This window comes from Enterobacter cloacae complex sp. P43RS (genome assembly GCF_014930585.1).
Classification (GTDB): Bacteria; Pseudomonadota; Gammaproteobacteria; order Enterobacterales; family Enterobacteriaceae; genus Enterobacter; species Enterobacter bugandensis.
Genome location: NZ_JADBRJ010000003.1, coordinates 441,206 through 461,111 on the forward strand (window position 1 = coordinate 441,206; position 19,906 = coordinate 461,111).

At 54.8% G+C, this 19,906-nt stretch carries 16 protein-coding genes and 7 tRNA genes; 2 read left to right on the top strand and 21 right to left on the bottom strand.

Annotated elements, in window-relative coordinates:
• Window positions 1–65: 65 nt before the first annotated feature.
• The 9 genes from IM294_RS09155 to miaB all read right to left on the bottom strand — a co-directional run bounded on the left by IM294_RS09155 (window position 66) and on the right by miaB (window position 9,228).
• Window positions 66–791, bottom strand: a complete 726-nt coding sequence (locus IM294_RS09155; protein ID WP_126818630.1) for an amino acid ABC transporter ATP-binding protein — start codon at window positions 789–791, stop codon at window positions 66–68.
• Window positions 791–1,465: a glutamate/aspartate ABC transporter permease GltK gene (gltK, locus tag IM294_RS09160; protein ID WP_028012346.1), complete on the bottom strand. Its 675-nt coding sequence runs from the start codon at window positions 1,463–1,465 to the stop codon at window positions 791–793. Before gltK ends, IM294_RS09155 begins: the two co-directional genes overlap by 1 nt.
• Window positions 1,465–2,205 (bottom strand): amino acid ABC transporter permease, encoded by a 741-nt coding sequence (locus IM294_RS09165; RefSeq protein ID WP_028012347.1) that lies wholly within the window; start codon window positions 2,203–2,205, stop codon window positions 1,465–1,467. Before IM294_RS09165 ends, gltK begins: the two co-directional genes overlap by 1 nt.
• A gap of 156 nt (window positions 2,206–2,361) precedes the next feature.
• Window positions 2,362–3,267: an amino acid ABC transporter substrate-binding protein gene (locus IM294_RS09170; protein ID WP_014831086.1), complete on the bottom strand. Its 906-nt coding sequence runs from the start codon at window positions 3,265–3,267 to the stop codon at window positions 2,362–2,364.
• Between the two features lie 355 nt (window positions 3,268–3,622).
• Window positions 3,623–5,161, bottom strand: a complete 1,539-nt coding sequence (gene lnt / locus IM294_RS09175; protein WP_126818629.1) for an apolipoprotein N-acyltransferase — start codon at window positions 5,159–5,161, stop codon at window positions 3,623–3,625.
• 5 nt (window positions 5,162–5,166) lie between these two features.
• Window positions 5,167–6,045 (bottom strand): CNNM family magnesium/cobalt transport protein CorC, encoded by an 879-nt coding sequence (gene corC / locus IM294_RS09180; RefSeq protein ID WP_021242574.1) that lies wholly within the window; start codon window positions 6,043–6,045, stop codon window positions 5,167–5,169.
• 84 nt (window positions 6,046–6,129) lie between these two features.
• On the bottom strand, window positions 6,130–6,597 hold the full coding sequence (gene ybeY, locus IM294_RS09185) for an rRNA maturation RNase YbeY (protein WP_003858677.1): 468 nt from the start codon (window positions 6,595–6,597) through the stop codon (window positions 6,130–6,132).
• Window positions 6,594–7,640: a PhoH family protein gene (locus IM294_RS09190; protein WP_028012349.1), complete on the bottom strand. Its 1,047-nt coding sequence runs from the start codon at window positions 7,638–7,640 to the stop codon at window positions 6,594–6,596. The genes ybeY and IM294_RS09190 overlap by 4 nt, the downstream gene beginning before the upstream one ends.
• 163 nt (window positions 7,641–7,803) lie before the next feature.
• Window positions 7,804–9,228, bottom strand: coding sequence for a tRNA (N6-isopentenyl adenosine(37)-C2)-methylthiotransferase MiaB (miaB, locus tag IM294_RS09195; protein ID WP_028012350.1), 1,425 nt, complete (start codon window positions 9,226–9,228; stop codon window positions 7,804–7,806).
• A 135-nt stretch (window positions 9,229–9,363) separates the two neighbouring features.
• Here miaB and ubiF point away from each other — a divergent pair, with 135 nt between their 5' ends.
• A complete protein-coding gene (ubiF, locus tag IM294_RS09200; protein WP_126818628.1) occupies window positions 9,364–10,539 on the top strand; it encodes a 3-demethoxyubiquinol 3-hydroxylase in 1,176 nt (391 codons plus the stop codon).
• A 108-nt stretch (window positions 10,540–10,647) separates the two neighbouring features.
• Here the strand turns inward: ubiF and IM294_RS09205 are convergent.
• From IM294_RS09205 to nagB, 12 genes are all read right to left on the bottom strand, one after another.
• Window positions 10,648–10,722, bottom strand: a tRNA-Gln gene (locus tag IM294_RS09205).
• Between the two features lie 35 nt (window positions 10,723–10,757).
• A tRNA-Gln gene (locus tag IM294_RS09210) sits at window positions 10,758–10,832 on the bottom strand.
• Between the two features lie 39 nt (window positions 10,833–10,871).
• Window positions 10,872–10,948, bottom strand: a tRNA-Met gene (locus tag IM294_RS09215).
• Window positions 10,949–10,965: 17 nt separating this feature from the next.
• Window positions 10,966–11,040 (bottom strand) — tRNA-Gln (locus tag IM294_RS09220).
• Window positions 11,041–11,063: 23 nt separating this feature from the next.
• Window positions 11,064–11,148, bottom strand: a tRNA-Leu gene (locus IM294_RS09225).
• Between the two features lie 7 nt (window positions 11,149–11,155).
• Window positions 11,156–11,232: transfer RNA gene (locus IM294_RS09230), tRNA-Met, on the bottom strand.
• Window positions 11,233–11,243: 11 nt separating this feature from the next.
• Window positions 11,244–11,317 (bottom strand) — tRNA-Met (locus IM294_RS09235).
• A gap of 227 nt (window positions 11,318–11,544) precedes the next feature.
• Window positions 11,545–13,209: an asparagine synthase B gene (asnB, locus tag IM294_RS09240; RefSeq protein WP_028012352.1), complete on the bottom strand. Its 1,665-nt coding sequence runs from the start codon at window positions 13,207–13,209 to the stop codon at window positions 11,545–11,547.
• A gap of 250 nt (window positions 13,210–13,459) precedes the next feature.
• Window positions 13,460–14,212, bottom strand: a complete 753-nt coding sequence (gene nagD, locus IM294_RS09245; protein ID WP_028012353.1) for a ribonucleotide monophosphatase NagD — start codon at window positions 14,210–14,212, stop codon at window positions 13,460–13,462.
• Between the two features lie 45 nt (window positions 14,213–14,257).
• Window positions 14,258–15,478: an N-acetylglucosamine repressor gene (locus IM294_RS09250; protein ID WP_028012354.1), complete on the bottom strand. Its 1,221-nt coding sequence runs from the start codon at window positions 15,476–15,478 to the stop codon at window positions 14,258–14,260.
• 8 nt (window positions 15,479–15,486) lie between these two features.
• Window positions 15,487–16,635, bottom strand: coding sequence for an N-acetylglucosamine-6-phosphate deacetylase (gene nagA / locus IM294_RS09255; RefSeq protein ID WP_028012355.1), 1,149 nt, complete (start codon window positions 16,633–16,635; stop codon window positions 15,487–15,489).
• 55 nt (window positions 16,636–16,690) lie between these two features.
• Entirely contained in the window at window positions 16,691–17,491 is an 801-nt protein-coding gene (gene nagB, locus IM294_RS09260) for a glucosamine-6-phosphate deaminase (protein ID WP_028012356.1), read from the bottom strand.
• Window positions 17,492–17,819: 328 nt separating this feature from the next.
• Here nagB and nagE point away from each other — a divergent pair, with 328 nt between their 5' ends.
• Complete coding sequence (gene nagE, locus IM294_RS09265) at window positions 17,820–19,772, top strand: PTS N-acetyl glucosamine transporter subunit IIABC (RefSeq protein ID WP_028012357.1); 1,953 nt, start codon at window positions 17,820–17,822, stop codon at window positions 19,770–19,772.
• The last annotated feature ends 134 nt before the right edge of the window (window positions 19,773–19,906 follow it).

Consider the following 19,906-nt stretch of genomic DNA (forward strand, 5'->3'; position numbering starts at 1 on the left):
CCGAATAGAAAAAGAGATCTAAAGCGTGAAGCAGTGCGCAATCCGCAGATTGCGCACCGAGAAGATTAGTGCAGGATTTTCGCGAGGAAATCTTTGGCGCGTTCGGATTTCGGGTTGGCGAAGAACTCTTCTTTCGGTGAGTCTTCGACAATTTTCCCTTCGTCCATGAAGATCACGCGGTTGGCCACTTTACGGGCGAAGCCCATTTCGTGCGTCACCACCATCATGGTCATCCCTTCGTGCGCCAGCTCGACCATCACGTCCAGCACTTCGTTGATCATTTCAGGATCGAGTGCTGACGTGGGCTCATCGAACAGCATCGCCACCGGATCCATGCACAGCGCGCGCGCAATCGCCACACGCTGCTGCTGGCCGCCGGAAAGCTGTGCCGGGAACTTATCGGCATGTGCAGAAAGCCCCACGCGCTCCAGAAGCTTGAGCCCCTTTTCGCGCGACGCTTTTTTATCACGCTTGAGTACTTTGACCTGAGCCAGCGTCAGGTTCTCAATAATGGACAGATGAGGGAATAGCTCAAAATGCTGGAACACCATGCCGACGTGAGAGCGAAGCTGGGCCAGGTTGGTTTTCTTGTCGTTCACTTTCGTGCCGTTAACAACAATTTCGCCGTGCTGCACAGGCTCCAGACCATTAACCGTTTTGATCAGCGTAGACTTACCGGAACCGGACGGCCCGCACACCACCACCACATCGCCTTTTTTGACTTCGGTGGAGCAGTCGGTCAGCACCTGAAAGTGCCCATACCATTTAGAAACATTTTTCAGGGAAATCATTATACCGTCCTTTTCTTCAGCCAGCTGACCAACAGCGACGCGCTTAAACTAATCACAAAATAGACCGCACCCGCGAAGAGCACCATCTCGACCTGCGTACCATCACGTTCACCTATGGTCGACGCGGTACGGAAGAAGTCCGCCAGACTCAGAACGTAAACCAGAGAGGTATCCTGGAACAGCACGATACCCTGGGTCAGCAGGAGCGGAACCATGGCGCGAAACGCCTGAGGCAGAATGATGAGCTGCATGGACTGCCAGTGCGTCATTCCCAGCGCCAGCGCGGCGCTGGACTGCCCACGGGAGATACTCTGGATACCCGCACGGATAATCTCTGAATAGTAAGCGGCCTCAAACATCGAGAACGCCACCATCGCAGAGATCAGGCGGATGTCGGTTTTCGGCGACAGTCCCAGCACATTCTGTAAGAAGCCTGGAACAATCAGGTAAAACCACAGCAGCACCATCACCAGCGGGATGGAGCGGAAGACGTTAACGTAGGCAGTCGCAAACCAGGCGAGCGGCTTAAAGCTCGACAGGCGCATGACGGCCAGCAGGGTGCCCCAGACGATACCCACGACGATAGCGATCGCGGTAATCTTTAGGGTAATCACCAGGCCATCGAGCAGGTAAGGCATGGATGGAACAATAGAACTCCAGTCAAATTCGTACATTATTTGCCCCCCAGATTGCCCGGCAGGCGTACTTTGCGTTCAACCAGGTTCATCACCAGCATGATGAAAGCGTTAATCAGAACATACGCGAGCGTGATCGCGGTGAAGGATTCCCACGCGTGAGCGGAGTAATCCAGCAGCTTGCCCGCCTGTGCAGCCATATCCACCAGGCCGATGGTTGAGGCGATGGCCGAGTTTTTCACCAGGTTCATCATCTCAGAGGTCATCGGTGGAACGATAACGCGGTAGGCGTTAGGCAGCAGCACGTAGCGGTAGGTTTGTGGCAGGGTCAGGCCCATCGCCAGGCCCGCATTTTTTTGTCCGCGTGGCAATGACTGAATGGCGGCACGCACCTGCTCGCAAACGCGCGCAGCGGTAAACAGCCCCAGACACATCATGGAGGAGACAAAGAACTGCACGTTCGGATCCAGCTCCGACTTGAACCACATGCCAATATTTTCCGGCAGCAGTTCCGGGATGACCAGATACCAGGTAAAGAACTGCACGATGAGCGGAACGTTACGGAACAATTCCACATACAGTGTGCCAATTGTTGAAAGAAAACGGTTAGGGACGGTGCGCAGAATACCGAACAGCGAACCGACAAGAAACGCGATGATCCACGCCGTTATCGATAATGCCACGGTAACCTGAAAGCCGCTCCACAGCCAGCCAAGATAGGTGGTGTTGCCGAACGGGGCTTGTTGCAGGAAGATGCCCCAGTTCCAGTCTATTGACATAATAAACTCCAGAAAAAAGAGGGTAGCAGCGCTACCCTCGAAGATTGGTGAGAAGCTCTTTTTTCGCGCTGAGTGGGGAACGACCACTCAGCGTATATGTCTGTCCATGCTTCCCGACAATCGAGAGGGCAGGAGATCCCGCCCCTGTTGTTCTAATTAGTTAAGAGCCTTGTCATTTGGAGATTTGAACAGCGCTTTCATGTCGTCAGACAGTTCAAAGTTCATATTGAGATTTTTTGGTGGAATCGGGTTCTTAAACCACTTGTCGAACCATTTTTCCGCTTCGCCGGAGGTCTGCACCTGGGCGATAGTGTCATCGATCAGCTTTTTGAACTGCGGATCGTCTTTACGCAGCATGCAGCCGTAGGCTTCTTTGGACTGCGCGGTACCGACGATATCCCAGTTGTCTGGTTTCTTCGCCTTCGCACGTTCGCCCGCCAGCAGGGCGTCATCCATCATAAACGCGACGGCACGACCGCTTTCCAGCGTACGGAAGGAGTCGCCATGGTCTTTCGCGCTGATGATGCGCATATCCATTTTCTTCTCGTCGTTCAGCTTGTGCAGCAGGACTTCAGAAGTGGTACCGGAGGTCACAACGACCGCTTTGCCTTTCAGGTCCGCAAAATCTTTGATCGCGCCGCCCTTCTTGGTCAGCAGACGGGTGCCCACGACAAAGATGGTGTCAGAGAAGGCCGCCTGTTTTTGACGCTCGAGGTTGTTGGTGGTGGAACCACACTCGAAGTCAAAGGTGCCGTTTTGCAGCAGTGGAATACGGTTCTGTGAAGTGATTGGGATCAGCTTCACCTGCAGGTCAGGTTTGTTCAGCTTTTTCTTCACAGCTTCAACGATAGCGTTGGAGTAATCCTGTGAATAGCCCACGACTTTTTGCGTGTTGTCGTAGTAAGAGAACGGGACGGAAGATTCACGGTGGCCGACCACGATGACGCCGTTTTTGGCAATCTTGTCGAGAGTGCTGCCTGCTGCCGGAGCGTCTTCAGCGTGAACCACGCCTGCGGACATTCCCATAACCAGCATTGCTGTGGCCAGTTTACGTAATTGCATACCCAACTCCTTTCTTATCAGCGCCAGTGACGCATAGATACCTATTGTGATGTTGTTATATCTCGCGCAATGCGAGTGCAGTGTTATGCAAGCTTGTTAACATTTAGTCTGGCTTAATGTAAAGATTTTGCTGCGTTATTGTTTATTTTTGCGAAGCGCGCCGCACCATTCAGAGGCAATAATCTCCCGTTGCACCGTTTCGGTGCTAGCGACGATCTACACTGGTGCGACAAGGTTGCACGTTAAGCCAGACAGCGTTTACGTGAATAAATAAAGCAACAGGCGTGCCAGAATTGAAGATTGGGAGGAAATTGCCGGGTAAGGCGCAGCCGCCACCCGGCATCAGAAGGCAAGATTATTTATGACGCTGACGCAGGCTCATCAGCACGGCGCCAAAGCCGAACAGCGCGGTCAGGATCCACAGCGGCCAGTTGCCGGTGCGGGCGTAAGGCGTCAGGCCCGTGGTAGGCGTGACTTTGGTTGTCAGCACTTTACGGGTGAACTGCGGGATCATGGCCTGGATTTCGCCCTGCGGGCCAATCACGGCGGTGATGCCGTTATTGGTGCTACGCAGCAGCGGACGCGCCAGCTCCAGAGAACGCATGCGCGCCATCTGGAAGTGCTGCCACGGGCCAATCGATTTACCGAACCACGCATCATTGGAGATGGTCAGCAGATAGTCGGTGTCCGGGCGGAAGTTATCGCGCACCTGCTCGCCGAGGATGATTTCGTAGCAGATGGCGGCCGTCAGGGCCAGACCGTGCGCGTGAAGCTGGGGCTGAACGTACGGACCGCGGCTGAAGGAGGACATCGGCAGGTCAAAGAACGGTGCCAGCGGACGCAAAATAGACTCCAGCGGCACAAATTCACCGAACGGCACGAGGTGGTTCTTGTTGTACCGGTCGGTGGAGTGGTAGCTGTATTCGCTGTCTTTGCCGAGCGTAATAATGGTGTTGTAGGTGTCGTAGCGGTTCTGCTGATTCAGGCGCGCATCAACAATGCCGGTAATCAGGGTGCTGCCGCGCGCCACCAGCAGATCGTTCATCATGTTGAGGAACGGCTGCTGGTTAATTTCCAGATCGGGAATAGCGGATTCTGGCCAGATAATCAGCTGTGATTTGCCCATCACCTCTTCGGTGGCGTTGGCGTAGATCTTCAGCGTGTTCAGCAGCTCTTTTTCGTCCCACTTCATGGACTGCGGGATATTCCCTTGCACCATGGAAACCTGCATGGCGCGCTCGGGCTCGGGCGTGAACCACTGGATATAGCGCAGCGGGAAGGGCAGAGCGAACAGCACCAGCGCCACAGCCAGCGGCTTCCAGCCGCGCGTGACCAGCGCCAGTACCAGCAGGCCGCTTACCACCATCAGCAGAAAGTTAATGGCTTCAACGCCCATTACCGGTGCCAGACCTTTCAGCGGGCCGTCAATCTGGCTGTAGCCGAACTGCAGCCACGGGAAGCCGGTCAGCACCCAGCCGCGGAGGAACTCGGTAATCTGCCAGACCACCGGCGCGGCAATGGCGACACGCAGCCAGGTGGTTTTAGGCCACAGGCGAGAGAGAATCCCGGCGAACAGACCGGTATAGAGCGAGAGATAGGCGGCGAGCAGAACGACCAGGAAGACGTTAACCGGCCCCGGCATCCCGCCAAATTGTGCGATGCTGACGTAGACCCAGTTAATGCCGGAGCCAAATAGCCCCAGCCCCCAGAAGTAGCCGATCGCAGCGGCCTGTACCGGACGACGATTCAGGGTTAACCCCTGAAGCCCCATCAGGGAGAGAATGGCCGCGGGCCAGATATCGTAAGGAGAAAAAGCCAGCGTACCGCTGGCTCCGAGTATCAGCGCCAGCAGCAAACGGACGCGCTGGCGTTCAAGCAATGGGGCAAATGCCATTTACATTAATCTTCCAGTTTTGGCACCGGTGAATCGTCCGGCGTTCTGACGTGAACCTGTATAATACGTCGGCTGTCGGCCATTGCCACTTTGAACTGGTAACCGTCGATGTCAACGGTCTCACCGCGCGCCGGAAGATGGCCAAAGGCCTGCATCACCAGCCCGCCAATGGTATCGACCTCTTCATCGCTGAAGTGGGTACCGAAGGCGTCGTTGAAATCTTCAATCGAGGCCAGCGCGCGCACGGTCCAGGTGTGTCGGCTAAGCTGACGGAAGTCGATATCTTCTTCTTCGTCGTACTCGTCTTCGATTTCGCCCACGATCAGCTCAAGAATATCTTCGATCGTGACAAGACCTGAGACACCGCCGAATTCATCAATAACAATCGCCATGTGGTAACGCTGAGAGCGAAACTCTTTCAGCATTCGATCCACACGTTTACTTTCCGGCACGACCACGGCCTGGCGTAACACTTTTTCCATGCTGAAGGCTTCGGCATCGCTGCGCATAAACGGCAGCAGATCTTTGGCCATCAAAATCCCTTCGATGTGATCTTTATCTTCGCTGATGACCGGGAAACGCGAGTGGGCGGATTCGATGATCACATCGAGGCACTCGTCCAGCGTCTGGTTACGTTTCAGGGTGATCATCTGCGAGCGAGGGATCATGATGTCGCGGACGCGCTGGTCGGCAATGTCCATGACCCCTTCGAGCATTTCGCGCGTATCTTCGTCGATAAGGTCGTTCTGCCCGGAATCACGAATCAGCTCCAGCAGTTCATCACGGTTTTTCGGCTCGCCGTGGAAAAGCTGGTTCAGAATGAGGGAGAAAAATCCCTTTTTACTGGTTGTCGTGTCGCTACTGTGTGAATTGTCGTCGCTCATGGCGTTTGTTAAGGGTTCTCTTGTTAGTTCAACGTTAACCGCCGCGCTATGTCCCTGCGCGGCGGCATGGTAGTCAGTAACTGACTATTCTTTCTCGGCAATGTACGGATCCTCATAGCCCAGAGCAAGCATTATCTCTGTCTCAAGGGACTCCATCTCTTCCGCTTCGTCATCTTCAATGTGGTCGTAGCCCAGCAGGTGCAGGCTGCCGTGTACCACCATATGCGCCCAGTGGGCTTCCAGCGGTTTCTGCTGCTCTTTGGCTTCCTGCTCAACCACCTGACGGCAGATGATCAGATCGCCCAGCAGCGGCATCTCAATACCCGGCGGCGCTTCGAACGGGAAAGAGAGCACGTTGGTTGGCTTATCTTTCCCGCGGTAGGTCAGGTTAAGCTCATGGCTTTCCGCTTCATCCACCAGGCGAATCGTGACTTCTGATTCTTCCTGAAACTGGGGGATTACCGCATCCAGCCATTTCTGAAACTGTGCCTCTTCTGGCATGCCGGAATTGTCTTCACATGCCAGCTGTAAATCGAGGATCACCTGACTCATTTCTGTTCTTGCTCCTGCGCTTCGCGCTTACGTTCCGCGGCCTGTTCGGCCCTGCGTTTTTGATCCGCCTCTTCCCAGGCTTCATAGGCGTTAACGATGCGCGCGACCACCGGGTGGCGAACGACGTCTTCACTGTGGAAGAAGTTAAAGCTAATTTCGTCTACCTCTGACAGCACCTCAATGGCGTGGCGCAGGCCTGATTTAGTGCTGCGCGGCAGGTCGATCTGGGTGACGTCACCGGTGATCACCGCTTTCGAGTTGAAGCCGATACGCGTCAGGAACATTTTCATCTGTTCGATGGTGGTGTTCTGGCTTTCATCGAGAATGATGAACGCATCGTTGAGCGTGCGGCCGCGCATGTAGGCGAGCGGGGCCACTTCGATCACGTTACGTTCGATTAGCTTCTCCACTTTCTCGAAGCCGAGCATCTCGAACAGCGCGTCGTACAGCGGGCGCAGGTAAGGGTCGACCTTCTGGCTCAGATCGCCGGGCAGGAAGCCGAGTTTTTCACCCGCTTCAACGGCGGGGCGGGTCAGCAGGATACGACGGATCTCCTGACGCTCCAGCGCATCCACCGCAGCGGCAACCGCCAGATAGGTTTTACCTGTACCCGCGGGACCCACGCCGAAGGTGATGTCATGGTCAAGAATATTGGCGATGTACTGCGCCTGGTTCGGCGTACGCGGCTTGATGACGCCACGCTTGGTCTTGATATTGATCGCCTTGCCGTAGTCCGGCACGCTTTCCGCGCTCTGCTCAAGCACGCGCGCCTCTTTAATGGCGAGGTGGATCTGTTCCGGCTCGATATCCTGAATTTCGCCGCGCATCGGGGCGGTATCGACATACAGGCTGCGCAGAATATCTGCTGCCGCGTTGACGCAGATAGGGCGTCCGGTGAGTTTGAAATGGTTATCGCGACGATTGATTTCGATACCCAGACGTCGCTCCAGTTGTTTGATGTTGTCATCAAACGGCCCGCACAGGCTCAGCAGGCGAGCGTTGTCTGCGGGCTCAAGGCTAATTTCACGCGTATCTATGTTCAAACTGTTCCTCTTTAAATGGTTAACTGACCCGCTGCCACACGGCGCAATAGAACGGTCATTACCGAAATTATTCACGCCACAGAATAAAGGCGCAAGCGTTGCGGTAGATATTGGGGGTGATGAGAGGAAATACAAGGCCTGCCGAAGAGGCAGGCCTGAAGGATCAAGGCTGGTAAATCCCAACGCCAGAATCGTTTTCTTTGCGGGTACGAGAAATAACGGATTCCGGTGACTCGGCAATACGCAGGCCCATTTCGTCCTCGGTGCGTACCACCTTCGCGCGCAGCGAGTTGGTCAGCACTTCGACAATTTCGACGTCCACAAATTTACCGATCATGTCCGGGGTGCCTTCGAAGTTCACCACGCGGTTGTTCTCGGTACGACCGGACAGCTCCATGATGCTCTTGCGGGAAGTACCTTCCACCAGAATGCGCTGGACGGTGCCGAGCATACGGCGGCTCCAGGCGTTGGCCTGCTGGTTGATGCGTTCCTGAAGAATATACAGACGCTGCTTTTTCTCTTCTTCCGGCACGTCGTCAACCATGTCGGCCGCAGGCGTGCCAGGACGCGCTGAGAAGATGAAGCTGTAGCTGACGTCAAAGTTCACTTCACCGATGAGCTTCATGGTGCGCTCGAAGTCATCAGCGGTTTCGCCTGGGAAGCCGACGATAAAGTCAGAGCTAATCTGGATATCCGGGCGCGCTTCGCGCAGCTTGCGGATGGTGGATTTGTACTCCAGCACCGTATGCGGACGGCCCATCAGGTTCAGCACGCGGTCAGATCCGCACTGAATAGGCAGGTGCAGGAAGCTCACCAGCTCTGGCGTATCGCGATAGACGTCAATGATGTCGTCGGTAAACTCCATCGGATGGCTGGTGGTAAAACGAATACGGTCGATGCCGTCAATCGCGGCCACCAGGCGCAGCAGTTCGGCAAAGCTGCCGGTGGTGCCGTCGTAGTTCTCGCCACGCCAGGCGTTAACGTTCTGGCCCAGCAGGTTCACTTCGCGAACGCCCTGCGCGGCAAGCTGGGCAATTTCAAACAGAATGTCGTCCGCAGGGCGGCTGACCTCTTCACCGCGGGTGTAAGGCACCACGCAGTAGGTACAGTATTTGTTGCAGCCTTCCATGATCGAGACGAAGGCGGTCGGGCCATCGGCGCGCGGCTCTGGCAGACGGTCAAATTTCTCGATCTCCGGGAAGCTGACGTCAACGACCGGGCTACGGTTACCGCGAACCTGATTGATCATCTCCGGCAGGCGGTGCAGGGTCTGAGGACCAAAGACGATATCCACATACGGGGCTCTCTGACGGATCAGCTTACCTTCCTGCGACGCGACGCAGCCACCGACGCCAATGATCAGGTCCGGATTTTTCCGTTTGAGAAGCTTCCAGCGGCCTAACACATGAAAGACTTTTTCCTGTGCTTTTTCACGAATTGAACAGGTGTTCAGCAGCAGCACATCGGCTTCTTTCGCATTTTCAGTCAGCTGGTATCCGTGGGTGGTATCCAGCAGATCGGCCATCTTGGATGAATCGTATTCGTTCATCTGACAGCCCCAGGTTTTTATATGGAGTTTTTTAGTCATCGACTTGCTCAGCTCAGGATTGCAAGCCGCGTATTGTAATGCTTTGGTGGGGTTGTGACCAGTATGAAGGTTGTGTGTCTCAGGACCGCAAAAATCCGGTAAACTTAAGGGATTCTCCAATAAGGAAAATTGACCATGACACTCCAACACACTGAAGTTGCCGTTGTCGGCGGCGGTATGGTCGGCGGCGCGCTGGCGCTGGGGCTGGCGCAGCAGGGATTTGATGTAACCGTTATTGAACAGGCGGCTCCCCCGGCATTCGATCCCGCCAGCAAACCGGACGTGCGCATTTCCGCCATCAGCGCGGCGTCCGTCGATCTGCTGCGCGGCCTGGGCGTCTGGGAGGCGGTGCAGGCGATGCGCGCGCACCCTTACAGCCGCCTTGAAACCTGGGAGTGGGAAAATGCCCACGTGTCGTTTGACGCCGCCGAGCTGAAGCTGCCGCGCCTGGGCTATATGGTGGAAAACAACGTGCTCCAGCTGGCGCTCTGGCAGGCGCTGGAGGCACATCCGAAGGTGACGCTGCGTATGCCTGCGTCACTTAAGGCACTGCATCCTCATGAAAGCGGCTATTTGCTGACGCTCGACAGCGGCGATGAACTGGCCGTGAAGCTGGTCGTCGGGGCCGATGGCGCTAACTCGCAGGTCAGGGAGATGGCGGGTATTGGGGTTCATGCCTGGCAATATCAGCAATCCTGCATGTTAATCACCGTTCAGTGTGAGAATGCGCCGGGCGAAAGCACCTGGCAGCACTTTACGCCGAACGGCCCGCATGCATTCTTGCCGCTGTTTGATAACTGGGCTTCGCTGGTGTGGTACGACAAACCGGCGCGCATTCGCCAGCTGCAGGGGCTGTCGATGGAGCAGCTGCAGCGCGAGATCCTGCTTCACTTCCCGCGCCGCCTTGGCAACGTGACGCCAGTCACCGCAGGTGCATTCCCGCTCACGCGCCGTCATGCTTTACAGTATGCCCGAGAAGGGCTGGCGCTGGTGGGCGATGCGGCACACACCATCCACCCGCTGGCGGGGCAGGGAGTCAACCTTGGATACCGTGACGTCGATGCGTTACTGGACGTGCTGGGCAACGCACGCGCTCACGCGGAAGCCTGGGCCAGCCATCAGGTACTGAAGCGCTACCAGACGCGCCGTATGGCGGATAACTTCATCATGCAGTCAGGGATGGATCTGTTCTATGCCGGTTTCAGCAATGACCTGGCCCCGGTGCGCATTCTGCGTAACATTGGCTTAATGGCGGCAGAGCGTGCCGGTGGGCTGAAGCGTCAGGCGCTGAAATACGCCCTCGGACTCTAATCTTAATTCCCTCTCCCCGTGGGAGAGGGGTAGGGTGAGGGCATTAGGCCGCACTATTCTGAGCAACAAAAACAAAAAAGCCCGCAGAGCGGGCTTGTTTGTTTTAAGTGGCTGGGGTGCAGGGATTCGAACCCCGGAATGCTGGTATCAGAAACCAGAGCCTTACCGCTTGGCGACACCCCAATTGCGTTAAACAGACTGCTTAACGACTTTTAAATTGGCTGGGGTACGAGGATTCGAACCTCGGAATGCCGGAATCAGAATCCGGTGCCTTACCGCTTGGCGATACCCCAACAATTTTTTATTACCGAAACAAATCGATAATCTTAATTTGGTGGCTACGACGGGATTCGAACCTGTGACCCCATCATTATGAGTGATGTGCTCTAACCAACTGAGCTACGTAGCCAGTACTGCAGTCTTCGATGGCTGGGGTACCTGGATTCGAACCAGGGAATGCCGGTATCAAAAACCGGTGCCTTACCGCTTGGCGATACCCCATCCGTGCAACGCTAACCCGGGAATGGTGCGGGAGGCGAGACTTGAACTCGCACACCTTGCGGCGCCAGAACCTAAATCTGGTGCGTCTACCAATTTCGCCACTCCCGCAAAAAGATGGTGGCTACGACGGGATTCGAACCTGTGACCCCATCATTATGAGTGATGTGCTCTAACCAACTGAGCTACGTAGCCATCTTNNNNGGTGGCTACGACGGGATTCGAACCTGTGACCCCATCATTATGAGTGATGTGCTCTAACCAACTGAGCTACGTAGCCATCTTTTTTTCGCGTTACCTTATCGGCGTTGCGGGGCGCATTATGCGTATAGACCCTTGCAGCGTCAACACCTTTTTCAACGAAAATAGCCGGAATGTGACTGTTTGGTTAGGTTGCGAACAGCATGACCGAATATTCGGCAATTATTGGTTATTAATCGGTTTTTGGTGGTGAAATGTGAGGCAAAAAAAACAGGCCCCTGAGGGGCCTGTTTGAAATGGTTGTGATTATTTGTAGGCGGACTGGTGAACGCCTACCGCACGCCCCGATGGATCGTTCATCGCCTTGAAAGATTCATCCCATTCAATGGCTTTCGCGGATGAACAGGCCACTGACGGACCGCCAGGAACACACTCGGCAGCGCTCGGCACCGGGAACAGCTCTTCAAAGATCTCACGATAGAGGTACGCTTCTTTCGAGCCCGGCGTGTTGTACGGGAAGCGGAAGCTTGCGGTTTCCAGCTGCTGGTCAGAAACCTGCTTCGCTGCCACCTCTTTCAGGGTGTCGATCCAGCTGTAGCCAACGCCATCAGAGAACTGCTCTTTCTGACGCCATGCCACGCTCGCCGGCAGGTAAGATTCAAAACATTCACGCAGGATATGTTTTTCCATTTTGCCGTTGCCGCACATTTTATCCTGCGGGTTGATGCGCATCGCCACGTCGAGGAATTTCTTATCCAGGAACGGCACGCGCGCTTCCACGCCCCAGGCCGACATCGCTTTGTTGGCACGGGCACAGTCGAACATATGCAGCGCCTGCAGCTTACGCACGGTCTCTTCATGCAGCTCTTTGGCGTTTGGCGCTTTATGGAAGTACAGGTAGCCGCCAAACACTTCGTCAGAACCTTCGCCGGAGAGGACCATCTTGATGCCCATCGCCTTGATCTTACGCGACATCAGGTACATCGGCGTGGAGGCGCGAATGGTGGTCACGTCATAGGTTTCAATGTGATAGATCACATCGCGGATCGCATCCAGGCCTTCCTGCACGGTGAAGTGAATTTCATGGTGCACGGTGCCGAGGTGGTTTGCCACTTCCTGCGCGGCTTTCAGATCCGGTGCCCCTTCCAGGCCCACGGCAAAGGAGTGCAGCTGCGGCCACCAGGCCTCGGAGCGCTCCTGATCTTCCACGCGACGAGCCGCGAACTTCTTGGTGATCGCGGAGATCACGGAGGAGTCCAGACCGCCGGAGAGCAGTACGCCGTAAGGCACGTCTGACATCAGGTGGCTTTTCACGGAATCTTCCAGCGCCTGACGCAGCTCGGCTTTATCCGTCACGTTGTCTTTCACCGCGTCATAGTCAAACCAGTCGCGCTGGTAGTACGGACGAATTTCACCGTCTTTACTCCACAGATAGCTGCCCGCCGGGAACTCTTTGATGGTGCGGCAGACCGGTACCAGCGCTTTCATCTCTGAAGCAACGTAGAAGTTGCCGTGTTCATCGTGCCCCATGTACAGCGGGATAATACCGATATGGTCACGGCCAATCAGGTAAGCGTCTTTTTCGCTGTCGTACAGGGCGAAGGCAAACATGCCCTGCAGGTCGTCGAGAAACTCGGGACCTTTCTCCTGATACAGCGCCAGGATCACTTCACAGTCAGAGCCGGTCTGGAAGGCGTAGCGGTCGCCGTACTCGGCGCGCAGCGCCTGATGGTTATAAATTTCACCGTTGACAGCCAGCGCGTGCGTTTTTTTCTCGTTATACAGCGGCTGTGCACCGGCGTTGACGTCAACAATAGACAGACGTTCGTGAGCCAGAATCGCTTTGTCGCTGGCGTAAACGCCTGACCAGTCCGGGCCGCGATGGCGCATCAGGCGGGACAATTCGAGTGCTTTTTTACGCAGTTCGCCCGCGTCAGTTTTAATATCCAGTACGCCAAAAATTGAACACATAACCTTCTCCGTTAACTCTGTTGCATTGTGATGTTGCTTGCTTATGAAAATGCCGCAAAAGAGGGGAGGGGCGCAAGGGTTTTACGGGCCAAAACGGAAATAGTGCAATAGTGATTGCGGAATAGTGAAAAAAGAGTACGTCACGCATCCTTTTATTGATGATTATGCAATGAAAATGGTTTTTTGTTAGATAGTGTTTTGTTTATATAAGCTGAAAATGAACAACCACGCCCTGGGACGTGGTTCAGAATCAAATAACGTCGATTTCGTCGACAGAGGGGTAAATCCAGCTTGGTCGGAAGGGCATCGTATCGATGTCATCAAGCTGCGAGACGCCAGAAAGTACCAGGATGGTTTCAAGCCCTGCCTGGAAGCCAGCCAGAATATCGGTGCGCAGGTTGTCGCCAACAATGACGGTTTCTTCTGAGTGTGCCTGCATCGTATTCAGCGCGGCGCGGATGATCCACGGGCTCGGTTTGCCGACAACAAAAGGCTTACGGCCCGAGATTTTTTCAATACCGGCGCACAGCGCGCCGCAGGCCGGATAGAAACCACGGCCGTGCGTATCCGGGTTGGTGGCGATAAAGCGTGCACCGTTGGCGACAAAGTAGGCTGCTTTATGCATCATCTCCCAGTTAAAGGAGCGCGTTTCACCCACGATCACAAAGTCCGGGTTCACATCGGTAATGGTAAAGCCTGCTTTATACAGTTCGTGGATCAGCGCGCCTTCACCGACCACGTAGGCTTTTTTTCCTTCCTGACGCTTCAGGAAATCCGCCGTTGCCATTGCGGAGGTATAAAACACGCTGTCCGGCACGTCGACGCCTGCGGTGGCAAAGCGATTCGCCAGATCCTGACCGGTTTGGGAAGGGTAGTTCGTGAGTAGAACCAGTGGCATTCCTTTGTCGATGATGCGGTGAAGAAACTCCGCAGCACCCGGCACGGCAACGTTGTCGTGCATCAGCACGCCGTCGATATCACAAATTACATTCTTAATGGTCATGGACATTCCGACATCAAAAAAAGAAGGCGTTACTATAAGGTCCGATCAGGATTCCAGCAAATGCTGGAGCAGGATCCCGTTGAGCATGGCGCGCTTGACCAGCGCAAACGCGCCAATCGCCGAGCGATGGTCAAGCTTCGAACGAACCACCGGGAGGTTCTGTCGGAATGCTTTCAGCGCCTGGGTATTGATACAGCCTTCGATGGCGGGCAGCAGCACCTTTTCCGCTTCAACAATCTCTCCGGCGATCACCACTTTCTGCGGGTTAAACAGGTTAATGGCGATGGCGATGGTTTTCCCCAGATGGCGACCTACCTGCTCGATCACCTCACAGGCCAGCGCGTCGCCTTTATTGGCGGCTTTGCAGATGGTGCCTATCTTGCAATCGTCCAGCGTGACGCGGCTTTGATAACCCTGCTCAAGCAGGTGGCGAACGCGCTGCTCGATGGCCGTGTTGGCGGCGATGGTTTCAAGGCAGCCGAAGTTGCCGCAGTGGCAGCGTTCGCCGAGCGGTTCAACCTGGATGTGGCCGATCTCGCCAACGTTACCGTTACGACCAATAAAAATACGGCCATTGGAGATAATGCCTGCGCCCGTACCGCGGTGTACGCGCACCAGAATAGAGTCTTCACAGTCCTGACTCGCACCAAAGTAGTGCTCAGCCAGCGCTAAAGAACGAATATCATGGCCGACAAAGCAGGTCACCTTAAAGCGTTTTTCCAGTGCGTCGACCAGCGCCCAGTTCTCAACCTGAATATGCGGCATGTATCGGATCACACCGCTTTCCGGGTCGACCAGGCCCGGCAGAATGACGGAGATGGCGATCAGTTCGCGGATCTTGCGCTGACAGCTTTCAATAAAGTGCGCGATAGTATTCAGCAGCGCGTGTTCCAGCGTCTCCTGGGTGCGCTCGGGCAGTGGGTAGTGCTCTTCCGCAATGGCTTTGCTGCTCAAATCGTACAGCGTGAGCGTGGTGTCATGACGACCAAGCCGGACGCCAATGGCCTGAAAGTTGCGGGTTTCGGTAATGATGGAGATGGCGCGGCGGCCCCCGGTGGAGGCCTGCTGATCGACTTCTTTGATCAAACCGCGCTCAATGAGCTGGCGGGTAATTTTTGTCACGCTGGCGGGAGCAAGCTGGCTTTGTTCGGCTATCTGGATCCGCGAGATTGGACCATGTTGGTCAATCAGGCGATAAACCGCCGCACTGTTAAGTTGTTTAACGAGATCGACATTACCGATTTGAGCTTGTCCGCCTGGTGTCATACTTTTACTTACTCAGTGACGACCTCGTTACCATTAACGATGGTCTTAATAATTTTATAATCGTGTGTGAATGCCGTCAGGTTTGCAACCATACCTGGTGCAATTCCGCCGAGCTGTTTATCCACGCCGATAGCGCGAGCTGGATAAAGGGTGGCCATACGCAGGACTTCATCAAGCGCAATCCCACAATGCTCCACCAGATTACGCACCCCTTCAATCATGGTCAAAGAGGAGCCACTCAGCGTACCGTTTTCATCCACACACAGTCCATTGCGGTAGTATATTGTTTTACCAGCAAAAATGAACTGCTCAATATTTGCACCTGCTGGCGCGGTGGCATCGGTGACCAGGCAGAGCTTGTCACCTTTCAGCCGTTTGGCGTTGCGAATGTTGGTGTAATCAACGTGCATGCCATCAGCGATAATGCCGCAGTAGACGTCTGGTTCGTCGAGAATCGCCCCGACCAGACCCGGTTCACGGCCGGTAATATACGGCATGGCGTTGTAAAGGTGGGTCGCAAAGGTAATGCCGGCACGGAAGCCTGCTTTGGCTTCTTTCAGCGTGGCGTTTGAGTGGCCTGCTGAAACCACAATCCCGGCGGCAGCCAGTTTGCTGATGACCTCAGTACCGGTCATTTCAGGCGCCAGCGTCACTTTAGCGATCACATCAGCATTGGCACACATGTAGTCGACCAGTTCAGCATCCGGCTTGCGCACGTAATCCGGGTTATGCGTGCCTTTTTTCACTATGTTCAGCCATGGCCCTTCCAGATGCAGACCCAGCGCCTGGTTCGGGTGTTTGGCCAGGTATTCGCGCATCACGCGGATACCCTGTTTCATCAGGTCATCACTGCTGGTGATGAGCGTCGGCAGATAGCTGGTGCAGCCTGATTTCTCGTTAGCTTTCTGCATGATTTCCAGCGTTTCAACCGTCACCGCCTCGGCGGTGTCATTGAACTGCACACCGCCGCAGCCGTTAAGCTGTACGTCGATGAAACCGGGGGAGATTACTGCTCCATTGAGTGAGCGCTGTTCTATCTCCGGCGGCAGTTCCGCCAGCGGGCAAACACGTTCAATCAGGCCATTGGCGATAACAATCGCATGGTCATCCAGAATTTCATGGCCGGTATAAATCCGACCGTGGGTTAAAGCGTACATATCGACCCCCGGTTAAAAAAAGCGACCGCCTCTGACAGAAGAGGCGGTTATTCAATTACAGACCTTTGATGTTCTCAGCTTCTAACTCGTTGAAGTATTTCAGCGTTTTCACCTTCAGCTCCATCGTGGACGGTTCGTCGCAGACGATGACTGATTTTGGATGCAGCTGCAGGCAGCTGATGGTCCACATGTGGTTAACGTTGCCTTCAACGGCTGCCTGGAGCGCCTGCGCTTTCACGCCGCCCAGTACCAGAATCATCACCTCTTCGGCATCCAGCAGGGTGCCTACGCCAACGGTCAGGGCGTATTTTGGAACCTGGTTCACGTCACCGTCAAAGAAGCGGGAGTTTGCCACGCGAGTGTCATGGGTCAGCGTTTTAATACGGGTACGGGAAGCCAGAGAAGAGGCTGGTTCGTTGAACGCGATATGACCATCGTTGCCCACGCCACCCATGAACAGGTGGATTTTACCGTAAGAACGGATTTTTTCTTCGTACTGACGGCATTCTGCGTCAATATCAGGCGCATTTCCATTCAGCAGGTTAATATTTTCAGCTGGGATATCAACGTGATCAAAGAAATTGCGGTGCATGAAGCTATGGTAGCTTTCAGGATGCTCCTTTGGCAGGCCGACATATTCGTCCATGTTGAAGGTCACAACGTGTTTAAAGCTAACCTGGCCCGCTTTATGCATTTCAACCAGCGCTTTGTACGCGGTCAGTGGGGTACCACCGGTTGGAAGGCCAAGAACGAAAGGACGATCGGCAGTAGGCTTGAAGGCATTAATACGGTTAACGATATGGCGAGCGGCCCATTTACCGACTTGTTCAGCAGTTGCCAGGGGAATCAGTCTCATTGTTCACCTCAAAGTTTAAGTAGAAGAGTGGGCGGATGGGTATCGGAACCTGATGCTTAAGCGTAACCTGGAACCTTTCAGGCCGGATCAATCCGTCTTGATTTTTTGAATGATAAAATAAGTTTTGGCTGTTAGCCAGTGAAAGGGAGGATGGAATACGATATTTGGTGACAATAATCACAAAAAATAGGTGTTTAATTTGCGATACGAATTAATTTTTCACACACTCAGACTGCCAGTGAATCATCAACTGTATCTATCGTTCGTGACACAATAAAAACATAGTTTATGCGCGAGTCTTAATAATGGGTCTCGTAGGGGGAATAGGATGAATATTTTAGGTTTTTTCCAGCGCCTCGGTAGGGCTTTGCAGCTCCCTATCGCCGTGCTACCGGTTGCAGCGTTGCTGCTGCGATTCGGGCAACCCGATCTTCTTAACGTGCCGTTTATTGCCCAGGCAGGCGGCGCCATTTTTGACAACCTTGCGCTGATCTTCGCCATCGGCGTGGCGTCAAGCTGGTCAAAAGACAGCGCCGGTGCTGCGGCACTGGCAGGGGCGGTAGGTTACTTCATCCTCACGAAAGCGATGGTAACCATCAACCCGGAAATCAACATGGGTGTACTGGCGGGTATCATTACCGGTCTGGTCGGTGGTGCCGTGTACAACCGCTGGGCGGGTATCAAACTGCCTGACTTCCTGAGCTTCTTCGGCGGTAAACGTTTTGTGCCAATTGCGACGGGCTTTTTCTGTCTGATCCTGGCAGCTATCTTTGGCTACGTCTGGCCGCCGGTGCAGCATGCTATCCATGCGGGCGGCGAGTGGATTGTTTCTGCGGGTGCAGTGGGCTCAGGTATCTTTGGCTTTATCAACCGTCTGCTGATCCCAACCGGTCTGCATCAGGTGCTGAACACCATCGCCTGGTTCCAGATTGGTGAGTTCACCAATGCTGCGGGCACCGTATTCCACGGCGACATCAACCGCTTCTATGCGGGTGACGGCACCGCGGGTATGTTCATGTCTGGCTTCTTCCCAATCATGATGTTTGGTCTGCCGGGCGCTGCACTGGCAATGTACCTGGCTGCGCCAAAAGCGCGTCGCCCAATGGTTGGCGGCATGCTGCTGTCCGTTGCGATTACCGCGTTCCTGACCGGTGTAACCGAGCCGCTGGAATTCCTGTTCATGTTCCTGGCGCCGGTGCTGTACCTCATGCATGCGGTGCTTACCGGTATCAGCCTGTTTGTGGCGACCCTGCTGGGCATCCATGCTGGCTTCTCCTTCTCTGCAGGCGCGATCGACTACGTGTTGATGTACAACTTGCCGGCGGCAAGCAAGAACGTCTGGATGCTGGTGGTAATGGGTCTGGTCTTCTTCGTCATCTACTTCGTGCTGTTCACTGCGGTTATTCGTATGTTTAACCTCAAAACACCAGGCCGCGAAGATACCAAAGACGAAGTGGTCACCAACGAAGCCAACAGCAATACCGAAGAGGGTCTGACTCAGCTGGCGACCAGCTATATCGCTGCCGTCGGTGGGACTGACAACCTGAAAGCGATTGATGCCTGTATCACCCGTCTGCGTCTGACGGTGGGTGACTCGGCGCGCGTAAGCGACGCAATGTGTAAACGCCTTGGTGCATCGGGCGTGGTTAAACTGAACAAACAAACTATCCAGGTTATCGTAGGCGCCAAAGCGGAATCCATTGGCGACGAAATGAAGAAAGTGGTTGCCCGTGGCCCGGTCGCGGCGGCATCAGCCGACAGCGCACCTGCGTCGACGGCTGCCCCGGTTGCGAAGCCGCAGGCCGTGCCTAACGCCGTGACGGTGGCCGCGCTGGTCTCTCCGGTAACGGGTGACGTGGTTGACCTTGAGCAGGTGCCTGACGAAGCGTTCGCCAGCAAAGCGGTCGGTGACGGCGTGGCGGTGAAACCAACGGACAAAACCGTTGTGTCTCCGGCGGCAGGCACCATCGTGAAAATCTTCAACACCAACCATGCGTTCTGCCTCGAAACCGAAAAAGGCGCGGAGATCGTTGTCCATATGGGGATCGATACCGTAGCGCTGAACGGTCAGGGCTTTACTCGCCTGGTGGAAGAGGGGGCCGAAGTGGTGGCAGGTCAGCCGATTCTGGAAATGGATCTGGACTTCCTGAACGCCAACGCGCGCTCGATGATTAGTCCGGTCGTGTGCAGCAACATCGACGACTTTAGCGGTCTGGTACTCCAGGCGAAAGGTCAGGTGGTTGCGGGTCAGACACCGCTGTATGAGATTAAAGGCAAGTAATCGCTCCTGAGTAGAGTCATGCCTTAAGCGGCGGGGGATATCCTCCGCCGCTTTTTTTATGGGTAACGTTTTTTCCGTGACATAAAGGTTGTCTCTTCGTCCGGCTTATAAGATCATATGTCGTTATACGTTGT

Bases quoted from the DNA above. Each gene is read 5' to 3' on its own strand.
- IM294_RS09155 (WP_126818630.1), bottom strand. From the start codon at position 791: ATGATTTCCCTGAAAAATGTTTCTAAATGGTATGGGCACTTTCAGGTG.
- gltK (WP_028012346.1), bottom strand. From the start codon at position 1,465: ATGTACGAATTTGACTGGAGTTCTATTGTTCCATCCATGCCTTACCTG.
- IM294_RS09165 (WP_028012347.1), bottom strand. From the start codon at position 2,205: ATGTCAATAGACTGGAACTGGGGCATCTTCCTGCAACAAGCCCCGTTC.
- IM294_RS09170 (WP_014831086.1), bottom strand. From the start codon at position 3,267: ATGCAATTACGTAAACTGGCCACAGCAATGCTGGTTATGGGAATGTCC.
- lnt (WP_126818629.1), bottom strand. From the start codon at position 5,161: ATGGCATTTGCCCCATTGCTTGAACGCCAGCGCGTCCGTTTGCTGCTG.
- corC (WP_021242574.1), bottom strand. From the start codon at position 6,045: ATGAGCGACGACAATTCACACAGTAGCGACACGACAACCAGTAAAAAG.
- ybeY (WP_003858677.1), bottom strand. From the start codon at position 6,597: ATGAGTCAGGTGATCCTCGATTTACAGCTGGCATGTGAAGACAATTCC.
- miaB (WP_028012350.1), bottom strand. From the start codon at position 9,228: ATGACTAAAAAACTCCATATAAAAACCTGGGGCTGTCAGATGAACGAA.
- ubiF (WP_126818628.1), top strand. From the start codon at position 9,364: ATGACACTCCAACACACTGAAGTTGCCGTTGTCGGCGGCGGTATGGTC.
- asnB (WP_028012352.1), bottom strand. From the start codon at position 13,209: ATGTGTTCAATTTTTGGCGTACTGGATATTAAAACTGACGCGGGCGAA.
- nagD (WP_028012353.1), bottom strand. From the start codon at position 14,212: ATGACCATTAAGAATGTAATTTGTGATATCGACGGCGTGCTGATGCAC.
- IM294_RS09250 (WP_028012354.1), bottom strand. From the start codon at position 15,478: ATGACACCAGGCGGACAAGCTCAAATCGGTAATGTCGATCTCGTTAAA.
- nagA (WP_028012355.1), bottom strand. From the start codon at position 16,635: ATGTACGCTTTAACCCACGGTCGGATTTATACCGGCCATGAAATTCTG.
- nagB (WP_028012356.1), bottom strand. From the start codon at position 17,491: ATGAGACTGATTCCCCTGGCAACTGCTGAACAAGTCGGTAAATGGGCC.
- nagE (WP_028012357.1), top strand. From the start codon at position 17,820: ATGAATATTTTAGGTTTTTTCCAGCGCCTCGGTAGGGCTTTGCAGCTC.